At 72.4% G+C, this 15,778-nt stretch carries 12 protein-coding genes; all 12 read left to right on the forward strand.

What is annotated here, in order from left to right; genetic code table 11:
- Positions 1-120: 120 nt before the first annotated feature.
- The 12 genes from ACZ7OY_RS09970 to ACZ7OY_RS10025 all read left to right on the forward strand — a co-directional run bounded on the left by ACZ7OY_RS09970 (position 121) and on the right by ACZ7OY_RS10025 (position 15,762).
- Complete coding sequence (locus tag ACZ7OY_RS09970) at positions 121-300, forward strand: hypothetical protein (protein ID WP_471910939.1); 180 nt, start codon at positions 121-123, stop codon at positions 298-300.
- Between the two features lie 83 nt (positions 301-383).
- Positions 384-2,798, forward strand: coding sequence for a Pls/PosA family non-ribosomal peptide synthetase (locus tag ACZ7OY_RS09975; protein WP_471911206.1), 2,415 nt, complete (start codon positions 384-386; stop codon positions 2,796-2,798).
- Positions 2,799-2,821: 23 nt separating this feature from the next.
- The gene (locus ACZ7OY_RS09980) at positions 2,822-5,170 is read left to right on the forward strand and encodes a non-ribosomal peptide synthetase (RefSeq protein ID WP_471910940.1); all 2,349 of its coding nucleotides are present in this window, start codon (positions 2,822-2,824) and stop codon (positions 5,168-5,170) included.
- A 77-nt stretch (positions 5,171-5,247) separates the two neighbouring features.
- Positions 5,248-6,261 carry a TauD/TfdA family dioxygenase gene (locus tag ACZ7OY_RS09985; protein WP_471910941.1) on the forward strand — a complete coding sequence of 338 codons (1,014 nt, stop codon included), beginning with the start codon at positions 5,248-5,250 and terminating at the stop codon, positions 6,259-6,261.
- Positions 6,258-7,301, forward strand: coding sequence for a 2,3-diaminopropionate biosynthesis protein SbnB (gene sbnB / locus ACZ7OY_RS09990; RefSeq protein ID WP_471910942.1), 1,044 nt, complete (start codon positions 6,258-6,260; stop codon positions 7,299-7,301). Before ACZ7OY_RS09985 ends, sbnB begins: the two co-directional genes overlap by 4 nt.
- A 34-nt stretch (positions 7,302-7,335) precedes the next feature.
- Complete coding sequence (gene sbnA, locus ACZ7OY_RS09995; RefSeq protein ID WP_471910943.1) at positions 7,336-8,310, forward strand: 2,3-diaminopropionate biosynthesis protein SbnA; 975 nt, start codon at positions 7,336-7,338, stop codon at positions 8,308-8,310.
- 111 nt (positions 8,311-8,421) lie between these two features.
- Positions 8,422-10,056 (forward strand): acyl-CoA dehydrogenase family protein, encoded by a 1,635-nt coding sequence (locus ACZ7OY_RS10000; protein ID WP_471910944.1) that lies wholly within the window; start codon positions 8,422-8,424, stop codon positions 10,054-10,056.
- 331 nt (positions 10,057-10,387) lie between these two features.
- Positions 10,388-11,656 (forward strand): GAF domain-containing protein, encoded by a 1,269-nt coding sequence (locus tag ACZ7OY_RS10005; RefSeq protein ID WP_471911207.1) that lies wholly within the window; start codon positions 10,388-10,390, stop codon positions 11,654-11,656.
- A gap of 189 nt (positions 11,657-11,845) precedes the next feature.
- The gene (locus ACZ7OY_RS10010) at positions 11,846-13,138 is read left to right on the forward strand and encodes a hypothetical protein (RefSeq protein ID WP_471910945.1); all 1,293 of its coding nucleotides are present in this window, start codon (positions 11,846-11,848) and stop codon (positions 13,136-13,138) included.
- Between the two features lie 17 nt (positions 13,139-13,155).
- Entirely contained in the window at positions 13,156-13,728 is a 573-nt protein-coding gene (locus ACZ7OY_RS10015; protein WP_471910946.1) for a GNAT family N-acetyltransferase, read from the forward strand.
- 127 nt (positions 13,729-13,855) lie between these two features.
- Positions 13,856-13,939, forward strand: coding sequence for a putative leader peptide (locus ACZ7OY_RS10020; RefSeq protein ID WP_309500612.1), 84 nt, complete (start codon positions 13,856-13,858; stop codon positions 13,937-13,939).
- 125 nt (positions 13,940-14,064) lie between these two features.
- A complete protein-coding gene (locus tag ACZ7OY_RS10025; protein ID WP_471910947.1) occupies positions 14,065-15,762 on the forward strand; it encodes a nitrite/sulfite reductase in 1,698 nt (565 codons plus the stop codon).
- Positions 15,763-15,778: the final 16 nt, after the last annotated feature.

The following is a 15,778-nucleotide window of genomic DNA, read 5'->3' on the forward strand; positions in this document are numbered from 1 at the left end:
TCACCGCCCCTGGTCGACGGCCGGAACCCCGCCGCGCCGCGGCCGGCCCGGGTCGGGCCGGCCGCCGTGGTCCGGCAGCGGTGGGACGTCACAGGCGTATCGGGGAGCTCCCCCGCTTCGTTGTACGCAGTACCGGCCGCGGCCTCACCGCTCCTCGCCGTCGTGTGGCGCCACTCCCGGGACCGGGGGCCGCTGGAACGCGTGGTCACCGCCGCGACCCGGCGGGCGCGTACCGCGACCACTCCCCCCGTCGTCGACCCGCACCACCAGTCAAACCGCAACAAGGAGCGCACGTGGTGAGCAAGCCCACCGTCAAGGGCACCGTCACCGTCCCGGGCACCGGCCCGGACCCAGGCCTCGCCGTCACCGGCACCAGCACCAGCTTGGAGAGCGCTCTCGCCGAGGTCCTCGCGGGCGTCGTCCGTCGCGACGACGTCCCCGCCGACAGCAACTTCTTCGACGATCTCGGCGCAAACTCCCTGGTCATGGCGCAGTTCTGCGCCCGGGTGCGCAAGCACCCCGATCTGCCCGCGGTGTCCATGAAGGACGTCTACGGCCATCCGACGATCCGCGGACTGGCCGCCGCACTGGCCGACGAGCCCGCCGACGTCCCCGCCCCGGTCGAGGTCCCCGCGCCCCCGCCCGGCAGCACCGTCCGCTACGTCCTGTGCGGCGCCCTCCAGCTCCTGGTCTTCGTCGGGTACTGCCTGCTGACCGGGCTCGTCACCGCCCGCGGCTACTCCTGGATCTCCGACGCCGGCTCCGTGGCCGAGGTCTATGTGCGCTCGGTGGTCTTCGGCAGCGCGGTGTTCACCGGGGTCTGCACCGTGCCGGTGGTGGCCAAGTGGGTGCTCGTCGGCCGCTGGAAGGAGACCGAGTTCCCGGTCTGGGGCCTCGCCTACGTCCGGTTCTGGATCGTCAAGGCGCTGCTGCACGCCAACCCGATGGTCCTGTTCGCCGGCAGCCCGCTGTACGTCCTGTATCTGCGGGCCCTGGGCGCCCGGATCGGCCGGGGCGTCACGATCCTGTCGCACTCCGTCCCGGTCTGCACCGACCTGCTGACCATCGGCTCCGGCACGGTGATCCGCAAAGAGAGCTTCTTCCTCTGCTACCGGGCGCACGCGGGGCGCATCAGGACCGGCCCGGTCACCCTCGGCAAGGACGTGTACGTCGGCGAGAAGACCGTGCTCGACATCGGCACCTCGATGGGCGACGGCGCCCAGCTCGGCCACGCCTCCGCGCTCTACGACGGCGTCGCGGTCCCGGCCGGCGAACACCGGCACGGCTCGCCCGCCCAGCCCACCGACGTCGACTACGTCCGGGTGCCGTCCGCGCCCTGCGGGACCCTGCGCCGCGCCGTCTACGGTCTGGGCGGACTCCTGCAGCTGCTCCTGGTGTACGTACCCGTCGCCGTGGGCGGTACCTATCTGGTGCTCCCCCTGGTGCCCGCGCTCGACCGGCTGACCGACCCGAACAGCCAGGACCTGGACAACCCCCGGTTCTACGTCGAGGCGCTCGGCCTGTCCCTGGTGCTCTTCGTGGGCTTCGTCGGGCTCGGCCTCGCCACCGTGTGCCTGGTGCCGAGGCTGCTGCACCCGCTGGTGCGCCCGGACCGGACCTATCCGCTCTACGGCCTGCACCACTCGGTCCAGCGAGCGATCGCCCGGCTGTCCAACATCCACTTCTTCACCTGGCTGTTCGGCGACAGCTCGTACATCACCGGCTATCTGCGGGCCATCGGCTACGACCTGGGCGAGGTGGAGCAGACCGGCTCCAACTTCGGTTCGGCGGTCGCGCACGAGTCGCCCCACCTGGCCACCGTGGGAAGCGGCACGATGGTCGCCGACGGACTGTCGATCGTCAACGCCGACTTCTCCGCCACGTCCTTCCGTCTGTCGAGCACCGTCATCGGGGCGCACAACTTCCTCGGCAACCACATCGCGTACCCGGCCGGCGGCCGCACCGGCGACAACTGCCTGCTCGCGACGAAGGTGATGGTCCCGCTCGACGGCGAGATCCGCGAAGGCGTGGGGCTGCTCGGCTCGCCGCCCTTCGAGATCCCGCGCACCGTGGAGCGCGACACCCGCTTCGACCACCTCCGCGAGGGCGACGAGCTGCGCCGTCGGCTGACCGCGAAGAACCGCCACAACCTGCGCACGATGGGGCTGTTCCTGTTCCTGCGCTGGCTGCACTGGTGCCTGCTCACCGTGCTCGGCTTCGGTGCCGTCGACCTGTCCGGGCCCCAGGGCACGGCGGGCGGTCTGCTGATCGGGGCCGCCATGATCGTGGCGCTGCCGTTCACCACCGGCTACTGGGCGCTGGTGGAACGCGTGATCGGCCGGTTCCGGCCGCTGCGGCCGAAGCTGTGCTCGATCTACGACCCGTACTTCTGGTGGCACGAGCGGCTGTGGAAGGTGCCGGACCACCACCTCGCGGTGTTCAACGGAACGCCGTTCAAGAACGTCGTCTGGCGGCTGCTGGGCGTCCGGATCGGCCGCCGTGTCTTCGACGACGGCTGCTACATCACCGAGCGCACCCTGACCGCGATCGGCGACGACTGCACGCTCGGCGCCCACACCAAGGTGCAGTCGCACTCGCAGGAGGACGGCACCTTCAAGTCCGAGCACATCACGATCGGCGCCGGCTGCACGCTCGGCACCGGCGCACTCGTGCACTACGGCGTCTCGCTCGGCGACGGCGCCGTGCTCGCCCCCGACTCCTTCCTGATGAAGGGCGAGGAAGTACCGCCGCGGGCGCACTGGGGCGGCAATCCCGCGACGGCCCTGCGCCGCGCGTGACGGAGACGGAGAAGGAAACAACGATGGAGACGATCCCCAGGTGGACCACGGCCCCGGTGCCGGGCGTGGCGACCTACGAAGTGCCGCTGCCCCGGCCGGTGCCGCGGTCCACGCACGTGCCGCCGTCCGAGCAGGTGCCGCCGTCGGAGCACGTGCCGTCGGAGCACGTGCCGTCCGAGCGTGTGCCGTCCGAGCGCGTGCTGCTGGCCGCGCACGCCAAGGTGCTCGCCGCGCTGTCCGGCGAGCACGAGGTGACGACCCGGTTCGTCCCGGCGAAGGGCGAGGAGCCGGTCGCCCACCGGCTGTCCGCCGGTCCCGGCTCGTGGCGGGCGCTGATGGAGAGCGCGGCCCCGGGCGGCGACCCGGCGGCCGAGACGGTGCTCGACCCGTACGGCGTCCACGACGGCGCCGACGACGCCGTACTGCATGTGAGCGTGCACGACGGCCGGCTGCGGCTGCGCTATCGCACAGACGTCCTGGACGACCGGGCCGCCGAGCGCATCGCCGGCTACCACCTCACCGCGCTCGCCCTGATCGACGCCGGCCCCGAGGCCGACCACACCACGCAGAGCCTGCTGTCCGAGAGCGAACTCCATTACCAGCTCACCGAGTTGGCGGGCCCGTCGCGCGAGCTGCCGGACCGCCGGGTGCACGAGCTGTTCGAGGAGCGGGTGGCGCTGCACCCGGACGCGATCGCCGCCGTCGAGGGCGACCGGCAGTGGACGTACCGGGAGCTGGACTCCCGCGCCAACCGGATCGGCCGGGCGCTGCTGGCCCGGGGCCTGCGCCGGGAGGGCGTGGTCGCCGTCGTCATGGAGCGCGACCTGGAATGGATGGCGGCCGTCCTCGGGGTGCTCAAGGCGGGCGGGGTCTACCTGCCCGTCGAGCCGCACTTCCCGGCCGAGCGGATCGCGGCCGTCCTGTCCCGGGCCGGCTGCGAACTCGTCGTCGGCGAGCGGGGCAGCACGGACACGCTCGACCGGGCGGCGGTGGACGCCCGGACCGTCCTGGTCGACACCGTGTGGGCCGAGGTCCACGACGACAGCGCCCTCGGCGTCGAGGTCGACGCCGGCCAGCTCGCGTACATCTACTTCACGTCCGGCTCCACCGGCGAGCCCAAGGGCGCCATGTGCGAGCACGCGGGCTTCCTCAACCATCTCCTCGCCAAGATCGACGACCTGGGGATCGAGGCCGGGCAGACGGTCGCGCAGACCGCGCCGCAGTGCTTCGACATCTCGCTGTGGCAACTGCTGGCGGGGCCGGTGGCCGGCGGGCGGACACTGCTGGTCGGCCAGGAGACGATCCTGGACGTGCCGCTGTTCGTGGACACCCTCCAGCGGGCCGGGGTCCATGTGCTCCAGGTCGTGCCGTCGTATCTTGACGCGGTGCTGGCCGAGTTGGAGCAGCGGCCGCGCGAACTGGCCGACCTGCACTGCGTGTCGGTCACCGGGGAGGCGGTCAAGAAGGAGCTGGTGCAGCGCTGGTTCGCGGCGCGGCCGGGGATCCGGCTGGTCAACGCGTACGGGCTGACGGAGACCTCGGACGACACCAACCACGAGGTCATGCGCGCGGTGCCGGAGCAGACGCGGGTCCCGCTCGGGCGGCCGATCGCGAACGTGCGCGCGTACGTCGTCGACGCCGGGCTGGCGCCGGTGCCGCTCGGGGCGCCCGGCGAGATCGTGTTCTCCGGTGTGTGCGTGGGACGGGGGTACGTCAACGATCCCGAGCGCACCGCCGCCGCGTTCACCGCGGACCCGTACCGCCCGGGCGAGCGGCTGTACCGCAGCGGCGACCACGGGCGCTGGCTGCCCGACGGGAAGCTGGAGTTCCTCGGGCGGCGCGACAGCCAGGTGAAGGTGCGCGGCTTCCGGATCGAGCTCGGCGAGGTCGAGAGCGCGCTGCTGCGGGTGCCCGGGGTCCGCGACGGCGCGGTGGTGGTCGTCCGGGGTACCCGCCTGGTGGCGTTCTGCACCGGTGCGTCGCCGGTCGAGGCGCGGGCCGTCCGGGAGCGGCTGGCCGCGTCGCTGCCCGCCTACATGGTCCCCTCGGCCGTCCACTGGCGGGAGCGGCTGCCGCTGACGGCGAACGGCAAGATCGACCGCCGGACGCTGGGCGTGCTCGCCGAGCAGCTCGGCACGGTCGAGGGCGGCCCCGACACCCCGGACGAGCACCGGATGGCCACCGCCTGGTCGCAGGTGCTCGGCATCCCCGCCGACCGGATCGGCCGTCTGGACGACTTCTTCGACCGCGGCGGCACCTCGCTGGCCGCGGTACGGCTGGTGATCGCGCTGGACCGGGCGGTCACCCTCAAGGACGTGACCCGCCATCCGGTCCTCGCGGATCTGGCGGTCCTGCTCGGCCCCACGGCGTGAGCAGCGGTGACCGCCCGCCGCGCCCCCTGTCCACCCCCGCACAACCGCTCATTCGCACCACCGAAAGGAACCACGAGATGACGTCCTCATCTCCCCTCGTCCTGCCGGGCCTGTCGCAGGCCCCGGGCAGTCCGCCGCTGCTGCACGCCGACCCCGGCGGCGACCCGGTCGCCTGGGCGGAGGCACACTGTGACGCGCTGCGGGCGGTCGTCGCCGGGCAGGGACGCGTGCTGGTGCGCGGTCTCGGCCTGGGCGACCCGGACACCTGCGCGGCCGTCTTCCGGCGGCTGACCGACACGTTGATGCAGGACCGGGAGCCGTTCGCGCCGCGCCGGACGTACGGGGACGGCGTGTACTCCTCCACCAAGTGGCCGCCGAACCAGCAGATGTGCCTGCACCACGAGTTGAGCTACGCCGACGAGTTCCCTGGCCTGCTGCTGTTCGCGTGCCTGGAGGCGCCGGCCGAGGGCGGCGCGACCCCGCTGGCCGACGCCGCGGCGGTTCTTCAGGCGCTGCCCGCCGAGCTGACCGAGCGGTTCGAGAAGGAGGGCTGGACGCTGGCCCGGACCTACCACGACGAACTGGGGGCGTCGGTCGCCGAGGCGTTCGGCACCGACGACCGGGCCACGGTCGAGCGCTACTGCCGGGCGCACGGCATCGAGTTCGCCTGGCAGGACGACGGCGCGCTGCGCACCCGGCAGCGGCGCGGCGCCGTGCTCACGCATCCGGCGGACGGCAGACGCTGCTGGTTCAACCAGATCTCGTTCCTGAGCGAGTGGACGATGGAGCCCGAGGTACGCGAGTACCTGATCGACGTCTACGGCCCCGAGGGGCTGCCCTTCAGCACCCGGTTCGGGGGCGGGGACCCGGTCGGTGAGGATGTCGTGCGCTGCATCAACGAGGTGTACGAGGCCCACACCGTGCGCGAGCCGTGGCAGTCCGGCGATCTGCTGCTGGTCGACAACATCCGCACGGCGCACGGCAGGGAGCCCTTCACCGGACCGCGCGAGGTGCTCGCCGCGCTCGGCGACCCGGTCCGGCCGGTCGGCCACGCGCCGACCGCGATGGAGAACGAGGTGGGAACGGTATGACGACGACACCGGACCGGATCGACGCGCCGGAGTTCGCGGTCATCTCCGGAGAGCAGGTCCAACGGGCCCTGCACGGACGGGAGCCCGAGGTCGGGCGGCTGGTGGAGGAGGTCTACCGACTGCACGGGGAGGGCGAGTCGGTGAACCCGCCCTCGTACTTCCTGCGCTTCGAGGACCGCCCGTCGGCGCGGATCATCGCGCTGCCTGCCTCGCTCGGCGGCCCACAGCGGGTCGACGGGCTGAAGTGGATCTCCAGCTTCCCGGAGAACACCCGCTCGGGGCTGCCGCGCGCGTCCGCGGTGCTGATCCTCAACGACCCCGTGACCGGCTATCCGTACGCCTGCCTGGAGAGTTCGGTCATCAGCGCCACGCGCACGGCGGCCTCGGCGGCACTGGCCGCGGACCGGCTGAGCAGGTCCCGGCCGCGTCCGGCGCGGGTCGGCTTCGTCGGCACCGGGCTGATCGCCCGCTATGTGCACACCCATCTCACGGCGACGGGCTGGGAGTTCGAGGAGACGGGGGTGCACGACCTGTCCGCGGACAGCGCGGCGGGTTTCCGCGGCTATCTGGAACGGTCGGGGACGAAGGGCCGGATCACCGTGCACGACAGCGCGGAGTCCCTGGTCCGGTCGAGCGATCTGCTGGTCTTCGCCACCGTGGCGGCTCAGCCGCACGTCCACGACCTGGCCTGGTTCGCGCACCATCCGCTGGTGCTGCATGTGTCGCTGCGCGATCTGGATCCGCGGATCCTGCTCGCCTCGGCCAACTTCGTCGACGACGTCGAGCACTGTCTGAAGGCCGACACCTCACCGCATCTGGTCGAACGCCTCACGGGGAGCCGGGAGTTCCTCGACGGCACGCTGCACGACGTGCTGACCGGGCGGGCGGAGGTCCCGGCGGACCGGACGGTGGTCTTCTCGCCGTTCGGGCTGGGCGTGCTCGACCTCGCGGTCGGCCGGTTCGTCCACGACGAGATGGTCCGGCTGGGCGAACTGCGCGTCGTCGACGGTTTCTTCCACGAACTGCGCCGGCACGGATGACCGGCGGGGCATGCAGCGGGAACAGGGGGACAACATGCCCGTCATCTCCGATCCCTCGGAGTTCAACGAGGAGGAGCTCTACGTCGACCTGCGGGCCGCGCTGGAGCTTCCGCTCTACCTCAAGTGCGAGGGCTTCAACTTCGCCGGGTCCGTCAAGCTGAAGGCCGCGCGCGAGATGGTGGACGCCGCCGAGCGCGCCGGCGTCCTGCGGCCGGGCTCGGTCCTGGTCGAGTCGTCGTCCGGGAACCTGGGCGTGGCACTGAGCGTGATCGCCGCGAGCCGGGGCTACGGGTTCCTGTGCGTGACCGACGCGCGGTGCAACCAGCCGACCATCCGGCTGATGGAGACGCTCGGCAGCCGGGTCCATGTGATCCGGGAGCCCGACCCGGTGAACGGCCTGCTGGGCGCCCGGATCGCGTACGTGCGGGCGCTGTGCGCCTCGGACGAGCGGTATGTGTGGCTCAACCAGTACACCAACCCGGGCAACTGGCGGGCGCACTACCGCACCACCGCGCCCGCCATCGCCCGTCGCTTCCCCGACCTGGACGTGCTGTTCGTCGGCGCCGGCACCACCGGCACGCTGATGGGCTGTGCGCGCTGGTTCTGGCAGTGGCGGCGGCGGGTGCGGGTGGTCGCCGTGGACAGTGTCGGTTCGGTGACCTTCGGCGGCGCCCCGGCCCGCCGGATGATTCCGGGCCTGGGCGCGAGCGTACAGCCGCCGCTGCTCGACACGTCGTACGTCGACGACGTGGTCCGGGTCGAGGAGCGGGACACCGTGCGCACCTGCCGTCGGCTGGCCGCGCGGGGTTTCCTGTTCGGCGGCTCCACCGGCACGGTCGTCAGTGGCGCCGGACAGTGGCTGGCGCAGCACGGCCGCCCCGGTCTCACGGCCGTCGGTATCGCCCCCGACCTCGGTGAACGCTATCTGGACACGGTGTACTGCCCTGGCTGGCCGGAGGAGGCGCTGACGGAGGACCCGTTGGAGACCGCGCTGTCCCGGCTGGGCTGACCGGGACCGGAACGCCGCCCGCCCCGCCCGCCCCGCCTGCCCTGCCTGCCCGGCCCGGACTGCCGTGTCTCGGCGGTCCGGGCCGGCGGGGCGGGCGGTAGGTTCCGGGGTATGGCAGGCAGGACGCACTCCGTGACCAATCAGCCCCCGCCCCTGACCGGGTACGACGTCTACTCGGCCGACCGGGCGCTGGCCGAGGCGGTCGAACGGCACGTCGACCCGGCGGTGCTCGACGAGGCACGCGACGAACTCGCGTCGCTGGGCCGGTCCGCCGGGTCGGCGCAGGTCCAGGAGTGGGGGGTGCAGGCCGACACGAACCCGCCGCGGCTGCGCACCCACGACCGCTACGGCAACCGGATCGACGAGGTCGACTTCCACCCGGCCTGGCACCGGCTGCTCGGCAAGGGTGTCGCTGCGGGCCTGACCGGGGCGTGGACGCGGCCGGGCGGGCATGTGCGACGCGCGGCCGGTTTCCTGGTGTGGACGCAGGTCGACGCCGGGACCGGCTGCCCGCTGTCGATGACGCACGCGGCCGTCCCGGCCCTGCGCCACGATCCGGCGCTCGCCGCCGAGTGGGAGCCGCGGCTGACGTCCACGCTGTACGACCGGACACTGCGGCCCGCCGGACAGAAGGCGGGCGCGCTGTTCGGGATGGGCATGACCGAGAAGCAGGGCGGCAGTGACGTCCGGGCCAACACGACGGCCGCGGTGCCGCTCGCCGAGGCCGGCACCTATGCGCTGACCGGGCACAAGTGGTTCTGCTCGGCGCCGATGTCGGACGGGTTCCTGGTCCTGGCGCAGGCTCCCGAGGGTCTGACCTGCTTTCTCGTGCCGCGGGTGCTGGCGGACGGCACCCGCAACGTGTTCCTGCTCCAGCGGCTCAAGGACAAGCTGGGCAACCGGTCGAACGCCTCGTCCGAGGTCGAGTTCGACGGGACCTGGGCCCGTCGGGTGGGTGCGGAGGGACAGGGGGTGCGCACCATCATCGAGATGGTCGCGGCCACCCGGCTGGACTGCGTGCTGGGTTCGGCGGGGCTGATGCGGCAGGCCGTGGCGCAGGCGGTGCACCACTGCACCTACCGGGAGGCGTTCGGCGGGCGGCTTCTGGACAAACCGCTGATGCGCAATGTTCTGGCCGATCTCGCGCTGGAGTCGGAGGCGGCGACCACGCTGGCGCTGCGTCTGGCGGCCGCCTGCGACGACGGGGGCGAGCAGGAGCGGGCGCTGTTGCGGATCGCGGTGCCGGCGGCGAAGTTCTGGGTGACCAAGCGGTGTGCGCCGGTGGCGGTGGAGGCCGCCGAGTGCCTGGGCGGCAACGGGTACGTCGAGGAGTCGGGCCTGCCCCGGCTGGTGCGCGAATCGCCGCTGAACTCGGTCTGGGAGGGCGCGGGCAACGTCCAGGCGCTGGACGTGCTGCGGGCGCTGCAGCGGGAGCCGCAGGCGCTGCACGCCTACCTCCAGGAGGTCGGGCGGGCGCGCGGCGCCGATCACCGGCTGGACCGGGCGATCAAGGACCTGCTGACCGAACTCGCCGATCTGGAGGGCATCGAGGGCCGGGCCCGGCGGCTCGCGGAACGGCTGGCGCTGGTGCTCCAGGGGGCGCTGCTCGTGCAGTACGCGCCGGCCGAGGTCGCGGACCTGTTCTGTGCCTCCCGGCTGGGCGGCGACTGGGGCGCGGCCTTCGGGACCCTGCCGTCCACCCTGGACCTGGCGGCGGTGGTGGAACGCGCGCGGCCGCTCGGCTGACCTGCGGGTCCGGCAGCGTATGACCGCGGGGGTGGTGCTGCGCCGACACGGCACCACCCCCGCGAGGTTGGCCCTGCGAGGCCAGGAACGCCGCTCGGGACGGCGTGCGTCAAGTTTCGAACAAAGCATGGAGGTGCACCAGGGTTGCAGGGGGTTGCAACTTGCGGGCCGGTGTGTCCGGAGTCAGCCCCTCCGTCGCCTTCGGGCGGCATGATGTGACGCACCGCCCGAACCGGCGGAACAGGACCGGAAACCGTCGGCCGCGGGGCTTGACTTTTCCGGTGGTCGTAGGAGTTTCCCGGGGGGCCCAGTGGCGTACTCGCCGAAGAACATGACGCAACTCGCCTCCGTCGACGCACATCGTGCCGCGCGGATGCTCAGCGACATGCGCGAGGCCGCTCTCGCCGGGAAGCGCGCGCCGATCGCTCCCCGGCCGGTGATCGAGCAGTCCTGGCGGCGCATGGTGCGCAGCGGGGTCGACCCCGAGCACGACTTCAGATCCGGTCTGCTCGGCGCCGACGAGGTGCAGCGGCGGCGCGAGGAGTCACCGCTGCGGCACGTCCTGCCGGTGCTGCGCGAGGGACTGCTGCAGTTCGCGGACGTCACCCGGCACATCATGGTGATCGCCGACGCGGAGGGCCGGGTGCTGTGGCGCGAGGGCTGCTCGCCGGTGCTGCGCAAGGCCGACGAACTCGGGTTCGAGCTGGGCGCGGACTGGCGCGAGGACGTGGTCGGCACCAACGGGGTGGGCACCCCGGCGGTGGTACGCCGTCCCGTGCAGGTGTTCGCCGGTGAGCACTTCGTCCGCAGTCAGACCAGCTGGACCTGTACGGGGGCGCCGATCTCCGATCCGCGCGACGGCCGGCTGCTGGGGGTGGTGGACCTCAGCGGCCCGCTGGAGACGATGCATCCGGCCACGCTCTCCTGGGTCGACACGGTGGCCAAGCTCGCCGAGTCCCGGCTGCGCGAGCTGCACCAGAACTCGCTGGAGCAGTTGCGCGCGGTGGCGGCACCGGTGCTGGCGCGGCTCGGCGACCGGGCCGTGGTGGTGGACCGGGACGGCTGGACCGCGGCCGTGACGGGGATGCCGTACACGAGCCGGATCGCCCTGCCCAAGTCCTTGGCGGCGGGCCGCCGGTGGTTCCCGGCGCTCGGGCTGAGCGCGGTGGAACCCCTGGCCGGCGGCTGGCTGGTGCGGCCGGCCGCGGAGCCGGAGCCGCGGGCGGCCACCCGGATCGTGCTGGATCTGGGGCGGCCGCGCGGCTGGACGGTGACGGTGTCCGGCAGCGCGGGTTCCTGGACCCATGAACTGAGTCCCCGCCATGCCGAGTTGCTCTATCTGCTGGCCGTGCACCGCTCGGGGCGCAGTGCGGCGGGCCTGGCGGCCGACATGTTCGGCGACCCGGCGCGCACGGTGACCGTCCGGGCCGAGATGTCGCGGGTGCGGAGGTACTTCGGAGGGTTTCTGGAGCACCGGCCGTATCGTTTCTGTGAGGACGCGGCCGTGGAGGTCCTGCTGCCCGGCGACCCGCGTGACCTGCTGCCGCACTCCACCGCACCGGCGGTGACGAAGGCCCGGGAGTCGGCCGCCCTGACCTAGTGGCGCCACACTGGGACGCGTTACGGCCTTACCGCATATGCCGCGTCCGCAGGTGTCTTCCGCATATTTGCGAGGTCTTCGTCCCCGGCAGTGTCCGGCTGTCGTAGCATCCCTTGCACGGGCCACCCCACCTGCTCCTCGCTCAACGTACCGGTCGACAGGCGCAGTTGGTCCGCCTCGGGAGGTCTGATGAAGCAACGTGGCAGGCACCGCCGACGCAGGCGAGGGCGGGCGCTGCGCGCGTTCCTGTCCGGAGCGGCCCTCGCGCTCACCGCCGCGGCCACCATGATCAGCGCCTCGCAGGCCACGGTCGCCGACGACCCCGGGGCGCTCAAGCCGCTCACCTCGACGGCCGAGACGGCCCGGCTGCGCCTGACGGAGAACCTGGTGCCGTCCGCCGACCTGCGCCGGCTCGCCGACGGGATGGGCCGGCCGGTCGGCGTCACCGCCGTCCTCGCCGGGGCCGACCACACCCTGCGCGGCGCGGCCGACTGCACGTCCGACGAGAAGCAGGCGCTGCCCGTCGCACCGGCGGCCACCCGCGCGTACTGCTGGAACGCGGCGGACACCGACGGCTGGCGGCCCGGCGCGGTCACCACCTCCGGCGACGCCGACGACGACGGCCGCTGGGGTGCGCACCGCGTGATCCTCTCCGGCTGGACGGGCCCCGGTGGCGCGGTCGGCGAGCGCGGACCGGCCCGGGTCGCCTTCGTGGACGCCGACGACCTGGACCACCTCAGCTACACCTGGGTCCTCCTCGCCGTCCCGGTCGACGGCGGCCGTGACTACCGGGGGCTCACCTCCCATGTCTCGGGCATGGTCTGGTACGAGGACAAACTGCTGGTCACCGCCGACGACGGCGACCGGGCCGCGCTGTACGTCTACGACATGAACCGCGTCCAGCGCGCCACGGTCGAGGCGGAGACGGTCGGCCGGGTGCCGGGCGGCTGGTCGGCGCACGGCTGCCGGTACGTGCTGCCGGCCGTCGGCTCCTACCGGCTCGGCGGCGCAGATGGCACCCCGCGCCCCGGCGCGATCTCGCTGGACCGCAGCACGGTGCCGGACAGTCTGGTGGCCGGCGAGTGGACCTCCGACGACGACCCGGGACAGGCCCGTCTGTGGCGCTACTCCTTCAGCACGGCCCCCGGGCGCTCGGGGCTGCTCGCCGCCGACGCCGCGGGCCGCGTACCCGCGGCCGAGGCCTACCGGACGAAGATCTCCGAGGTCCGGGGCGTGCTGTCACTGGGCGCGCACTGGTATCTCAGCCGCGCGGCCGACGACGGCGACGGGCCCGGCGGCCTGTGGCGGCAGGACACCGACGGCGCGCGGGCCACCCGGTGCGGATCCGAGGGCGGACGCACCTGCTGGAGCCCGCGGACGGAGTCGCTGTCCTACTGGCAGGAGACCGGCGAGGTCTGGTCCCAGTCCGGCCGGATGCTGTTCGCACTGCCCCTGACCTCGATCGACAGATCCCTGGACTAGATGATTCCCTGTCCGGTATGACGAACATCCCCGTGACCACCTGGTCCCTGGAGCAGACCGCGCCGACCGACGTCCTGCCCGCCTCCGCGCCCGAGGGCGACGTGCGGATCCTGCGCGCGGAGGTTCCCTCGCCGGAGTTCAGCCGCTTTCTGTACGCCTCGGTCGGCGGGGACATCCGCTGGATCGACCGGCTCGGCTGGCCGTACGCGCGCTGGCGCGAGCACCTGGACCGGCCGGGCGTGGAGACCTGGGTCGCCTACGACCACGGCACACCGGCCGGCTACGTGGAGCTGGAGCCGCAGGACGACGGGGTCGTGGAGATCGTCTACTTCGGGCTGATCCAGGCCTTCCGCGGCCGCCGGATCGGCGGACACCTGCTGGCGTACGGCGCCGCCCGCGCCTGGGACCTCGCCGAGCGCTGGCCGGGGCTGCCGGAGACCAAGCGGGTGTGGCTGCACACCTGCAGCCTGGACGGCGAACACGCCATGGACAACTATCTGCGCCGGGGCTTCAAGCTGTTCGACACCAAGGTCGATGAGCAGCCCGAGGTGACCTCGCCGGGCCCCTGGCCGGGCGCCCATCCCGCCTGACCTGCGCTGACAAGACAGCGCGCACAGCATGTGACCGACGACACCCTGGTTCCACGATGTGGGACCAGGGTGTCCGCATGACGGACGAAGCTGGACTGTGTCCAGAACGCCGTGACACGCTTCCGTCATGTCTGGAACTGGAATTGCCTTGGTGAGTCGGCGGCACGTCGACCTCGGCCGCATGTCCAGCGCCATCTGTCCGGCGGGCTGACGAGCCGCAGCGCCGCAGTTTCCCGCTTTGGTCTTTCCCTGCGCAGAGCCGCGCACCAAACGCTTCCGTGCGCCCGAACGCACTGGTCAGAGCCGCTTTCCGCCTGTCTTGAAGGACGTAGAACCATGGCCGCCACCCCGCAGAACCCTGCTGCCGCCGCGCCCCGCCGCAAGGTGAGCCGTCACCGCGGCGAGGGTCAGTGGGCCGCGGGGCACTTCACCCCGCTCAACGGCAACGAGCAGTTCAAGAAGGACGACGACGGTCTCAATGTGCGGACACGCATTGAGACGATCTACTCCAAGCGAGGGTTCGACTCCATCGACCCCAACGACCTGCGCGGCCGGATGCGTTGGTGGGGGCTGTACACCCAGCGCAAGCCCGGGATCGACGGCGGCAAGACCGCGGTCCTGGCGCCGGAGGAGCTGGACGACTCGTACTTCATGCTGCGCGTGCGCATCGACGGAGGCCGGCTGACCACGCAGCAGCTGCGGGTGATCGGTGAGGTCTCGCAGGAGTTCGCCCGCGGTACCGCGGACATCACCGACCGGCAGAACATCCAGTACCACTGGATCCGGATCGAGGACGTGCCGGAGATCTGGAACCGCCTGGAGGCGGTCGGCCTGTCCACCACCGAGGCCTGCGGTGACACCCCCCGCGTCATCCTCGGCTCACCCGTGGCCGGCATCGCCGCGGACGAGATCATCGACGGCACCCCGGCCGTCGAGGAGATCCACCGCCGGATCATCGGCAACAAGGACTTCTCCAACCTGCCCCGCAAGTTCAAGTCCGCCGTCTCCGGCTCGCCGTTGCTGGACGTGGCGCACGAGATCAACGACGTCGCGTTCGTCGGCGTGCACCACCCCGAGCACGGCCCCGGCTTCGACCTGTGGGTCGGCGGCGGTCTGTCGACCAACCCGAAGCTCGGCGTCCGGCTCGGCGCGTGGGTGCCGCTGGACGAGGTCCCCGACGTCTACGAGGGCGTCATCTCGATCTTCCGCGACTACGGCTACCGCCGGCTGCGCAACCGCGCCCGGCTGAAGTTCCTGGTCGCCGACTGGGGCGCGGAGAAGTTCCGCCGGGTGCTGGAGGACGAGTACCTCCGGCGCGAACTGACCGACGGTCCCGCCCCGGCCGAGCCGGCCGCCCGCTGGCGCGACCACGTCGGGGTGCACCGCCAGAAGGACGGCCGCTTCTACGTCGGCTTCGCACCGCGCGTCGGCCGGGTGGACGGCACGACCCTGACGAAGATCGCCGAGCTCGCCGAGGCGCACGGCTCGGGCCGGGTGCGTACCACCGTCGAGCAGAAGATGATCATCCTCGACGTCGAGGGCGACCGGGTCGACTCGCTGGTCGAGGGCCTCCAGGCGCTGGACCTGACCGCCCAGCCCTCCCCGTTCCGGCGCGGCACCATGGCCTGCACCGGCATCGAGTACTGCAAGCTCGCCATCGTCGAGACCAAGGCCCGCGGCGCCTCGCTCATCGACGAACTGGAGCGCCGTATCCCGGAGTTCGACGAGCCGATCACCATCAACCTCAACGGCTGCCCGAACGCCTGCGCCCGTATCCAGGTGGCGGACATCGGTCTCAAGGGCCAGCTCGTCGTCGACGCCGACGGCGAACAGGTCGAGGGCTACCAGGTGCACCTCGGCGGCGCCCTCGGCCTGGAGTCCGGCTTCGGCCGCAAGGTCCGCGGCCTGAAGGTCACCGCACAGGAACTGCCCGACTACGTCGAGCGCGTGCTGAAGCGTTTCCAGGCCGAGCGCAAGGACGGCGAACGGTTCGCCGCCTGGGCCGCCCGCGCCGACGAGACCTCGCTGTCATGAGCGCGGCGAGCGAGAC

This window comes from Streptomyces sp. NPDC107559 (assembly GCF_055657365.1).

Excerpts from the sequence above, each read along its gene's own strand:
- ACZ7OY_RS09980 (WP_471910940.1), top strand. The coding sequence starts at position 2,822 with ATGGAGACGATCCCCAGGTGGACCACGGCCCCGGTGCCGGGCGTGGCG.
- ACZ7OY_RS09985 (WP_471910941.1), top strand. The coding sequence starts at position 5,248 with ATGACGTCCTCATCTCCCCTCGTCCTGCCGGGCCTGTCGCAGGCCCCG.
- sbnB (WP_471910942.1), top strand. The coding sequence starts at position 6,258 with ATGACGACGACACCGGACCGGATCGACGCGCCGGAGTTCGCGGTCATC.
- sbnA (WP_471910943.1), top strand. The coding sequence starts at position 7,336 with ATGCCCGTCATCTCCGATCCCTCGGAGTTCAACGAGGAGGAGCTCTAC.
- ACZ7OY_RS10000 (WP_471910944.1), top strand. The coding sequence starts at position 8,422 with ATGGCAGGCAGGACGCACTCCGTGACCAATCAGCCCCCGCCCCTGACC.
- ACZ7OY_RS10005 (WP_471911207.1), top strand. The coding sequence starts at position 10,388 with ATGACGCAACTCGCCTCCGTCGACGCACATCGTGCCGCGCGGATGCTC.
- ACZ7OY_RS10010 (WP_471910945.1), top strand. The coding sequence starts at position 11,846 with ATGAAGCAACGTGGCAGGCACCGCCGACGCAGGCGAGGGCGGGCGCTG.
- ACZ7OY_RS10015 (WP_471910946.1), top strand. The coding sequence starts at position 13,156 with ATGACGAACATCCCCGTGACCACCTGGTCCCTGGAGCAGACCGCGCCG.
- ACZ7OY_RS10020 (WP_309500612.1), top strand. The coding sequence starts at position 13,856 with ATGTCTGGAACTGGAATTGCCTTGGTGAGTCGGCGGCACGTCGACCTC.
- ACZ7OY_RS10025 (WP_471910947.1), top strand. The coding sequence starts at position 14,065 with ATGGCCGCCACCCCGCAGAACCCTGCTGCCGCCGCGCCCCGCCGCAAG.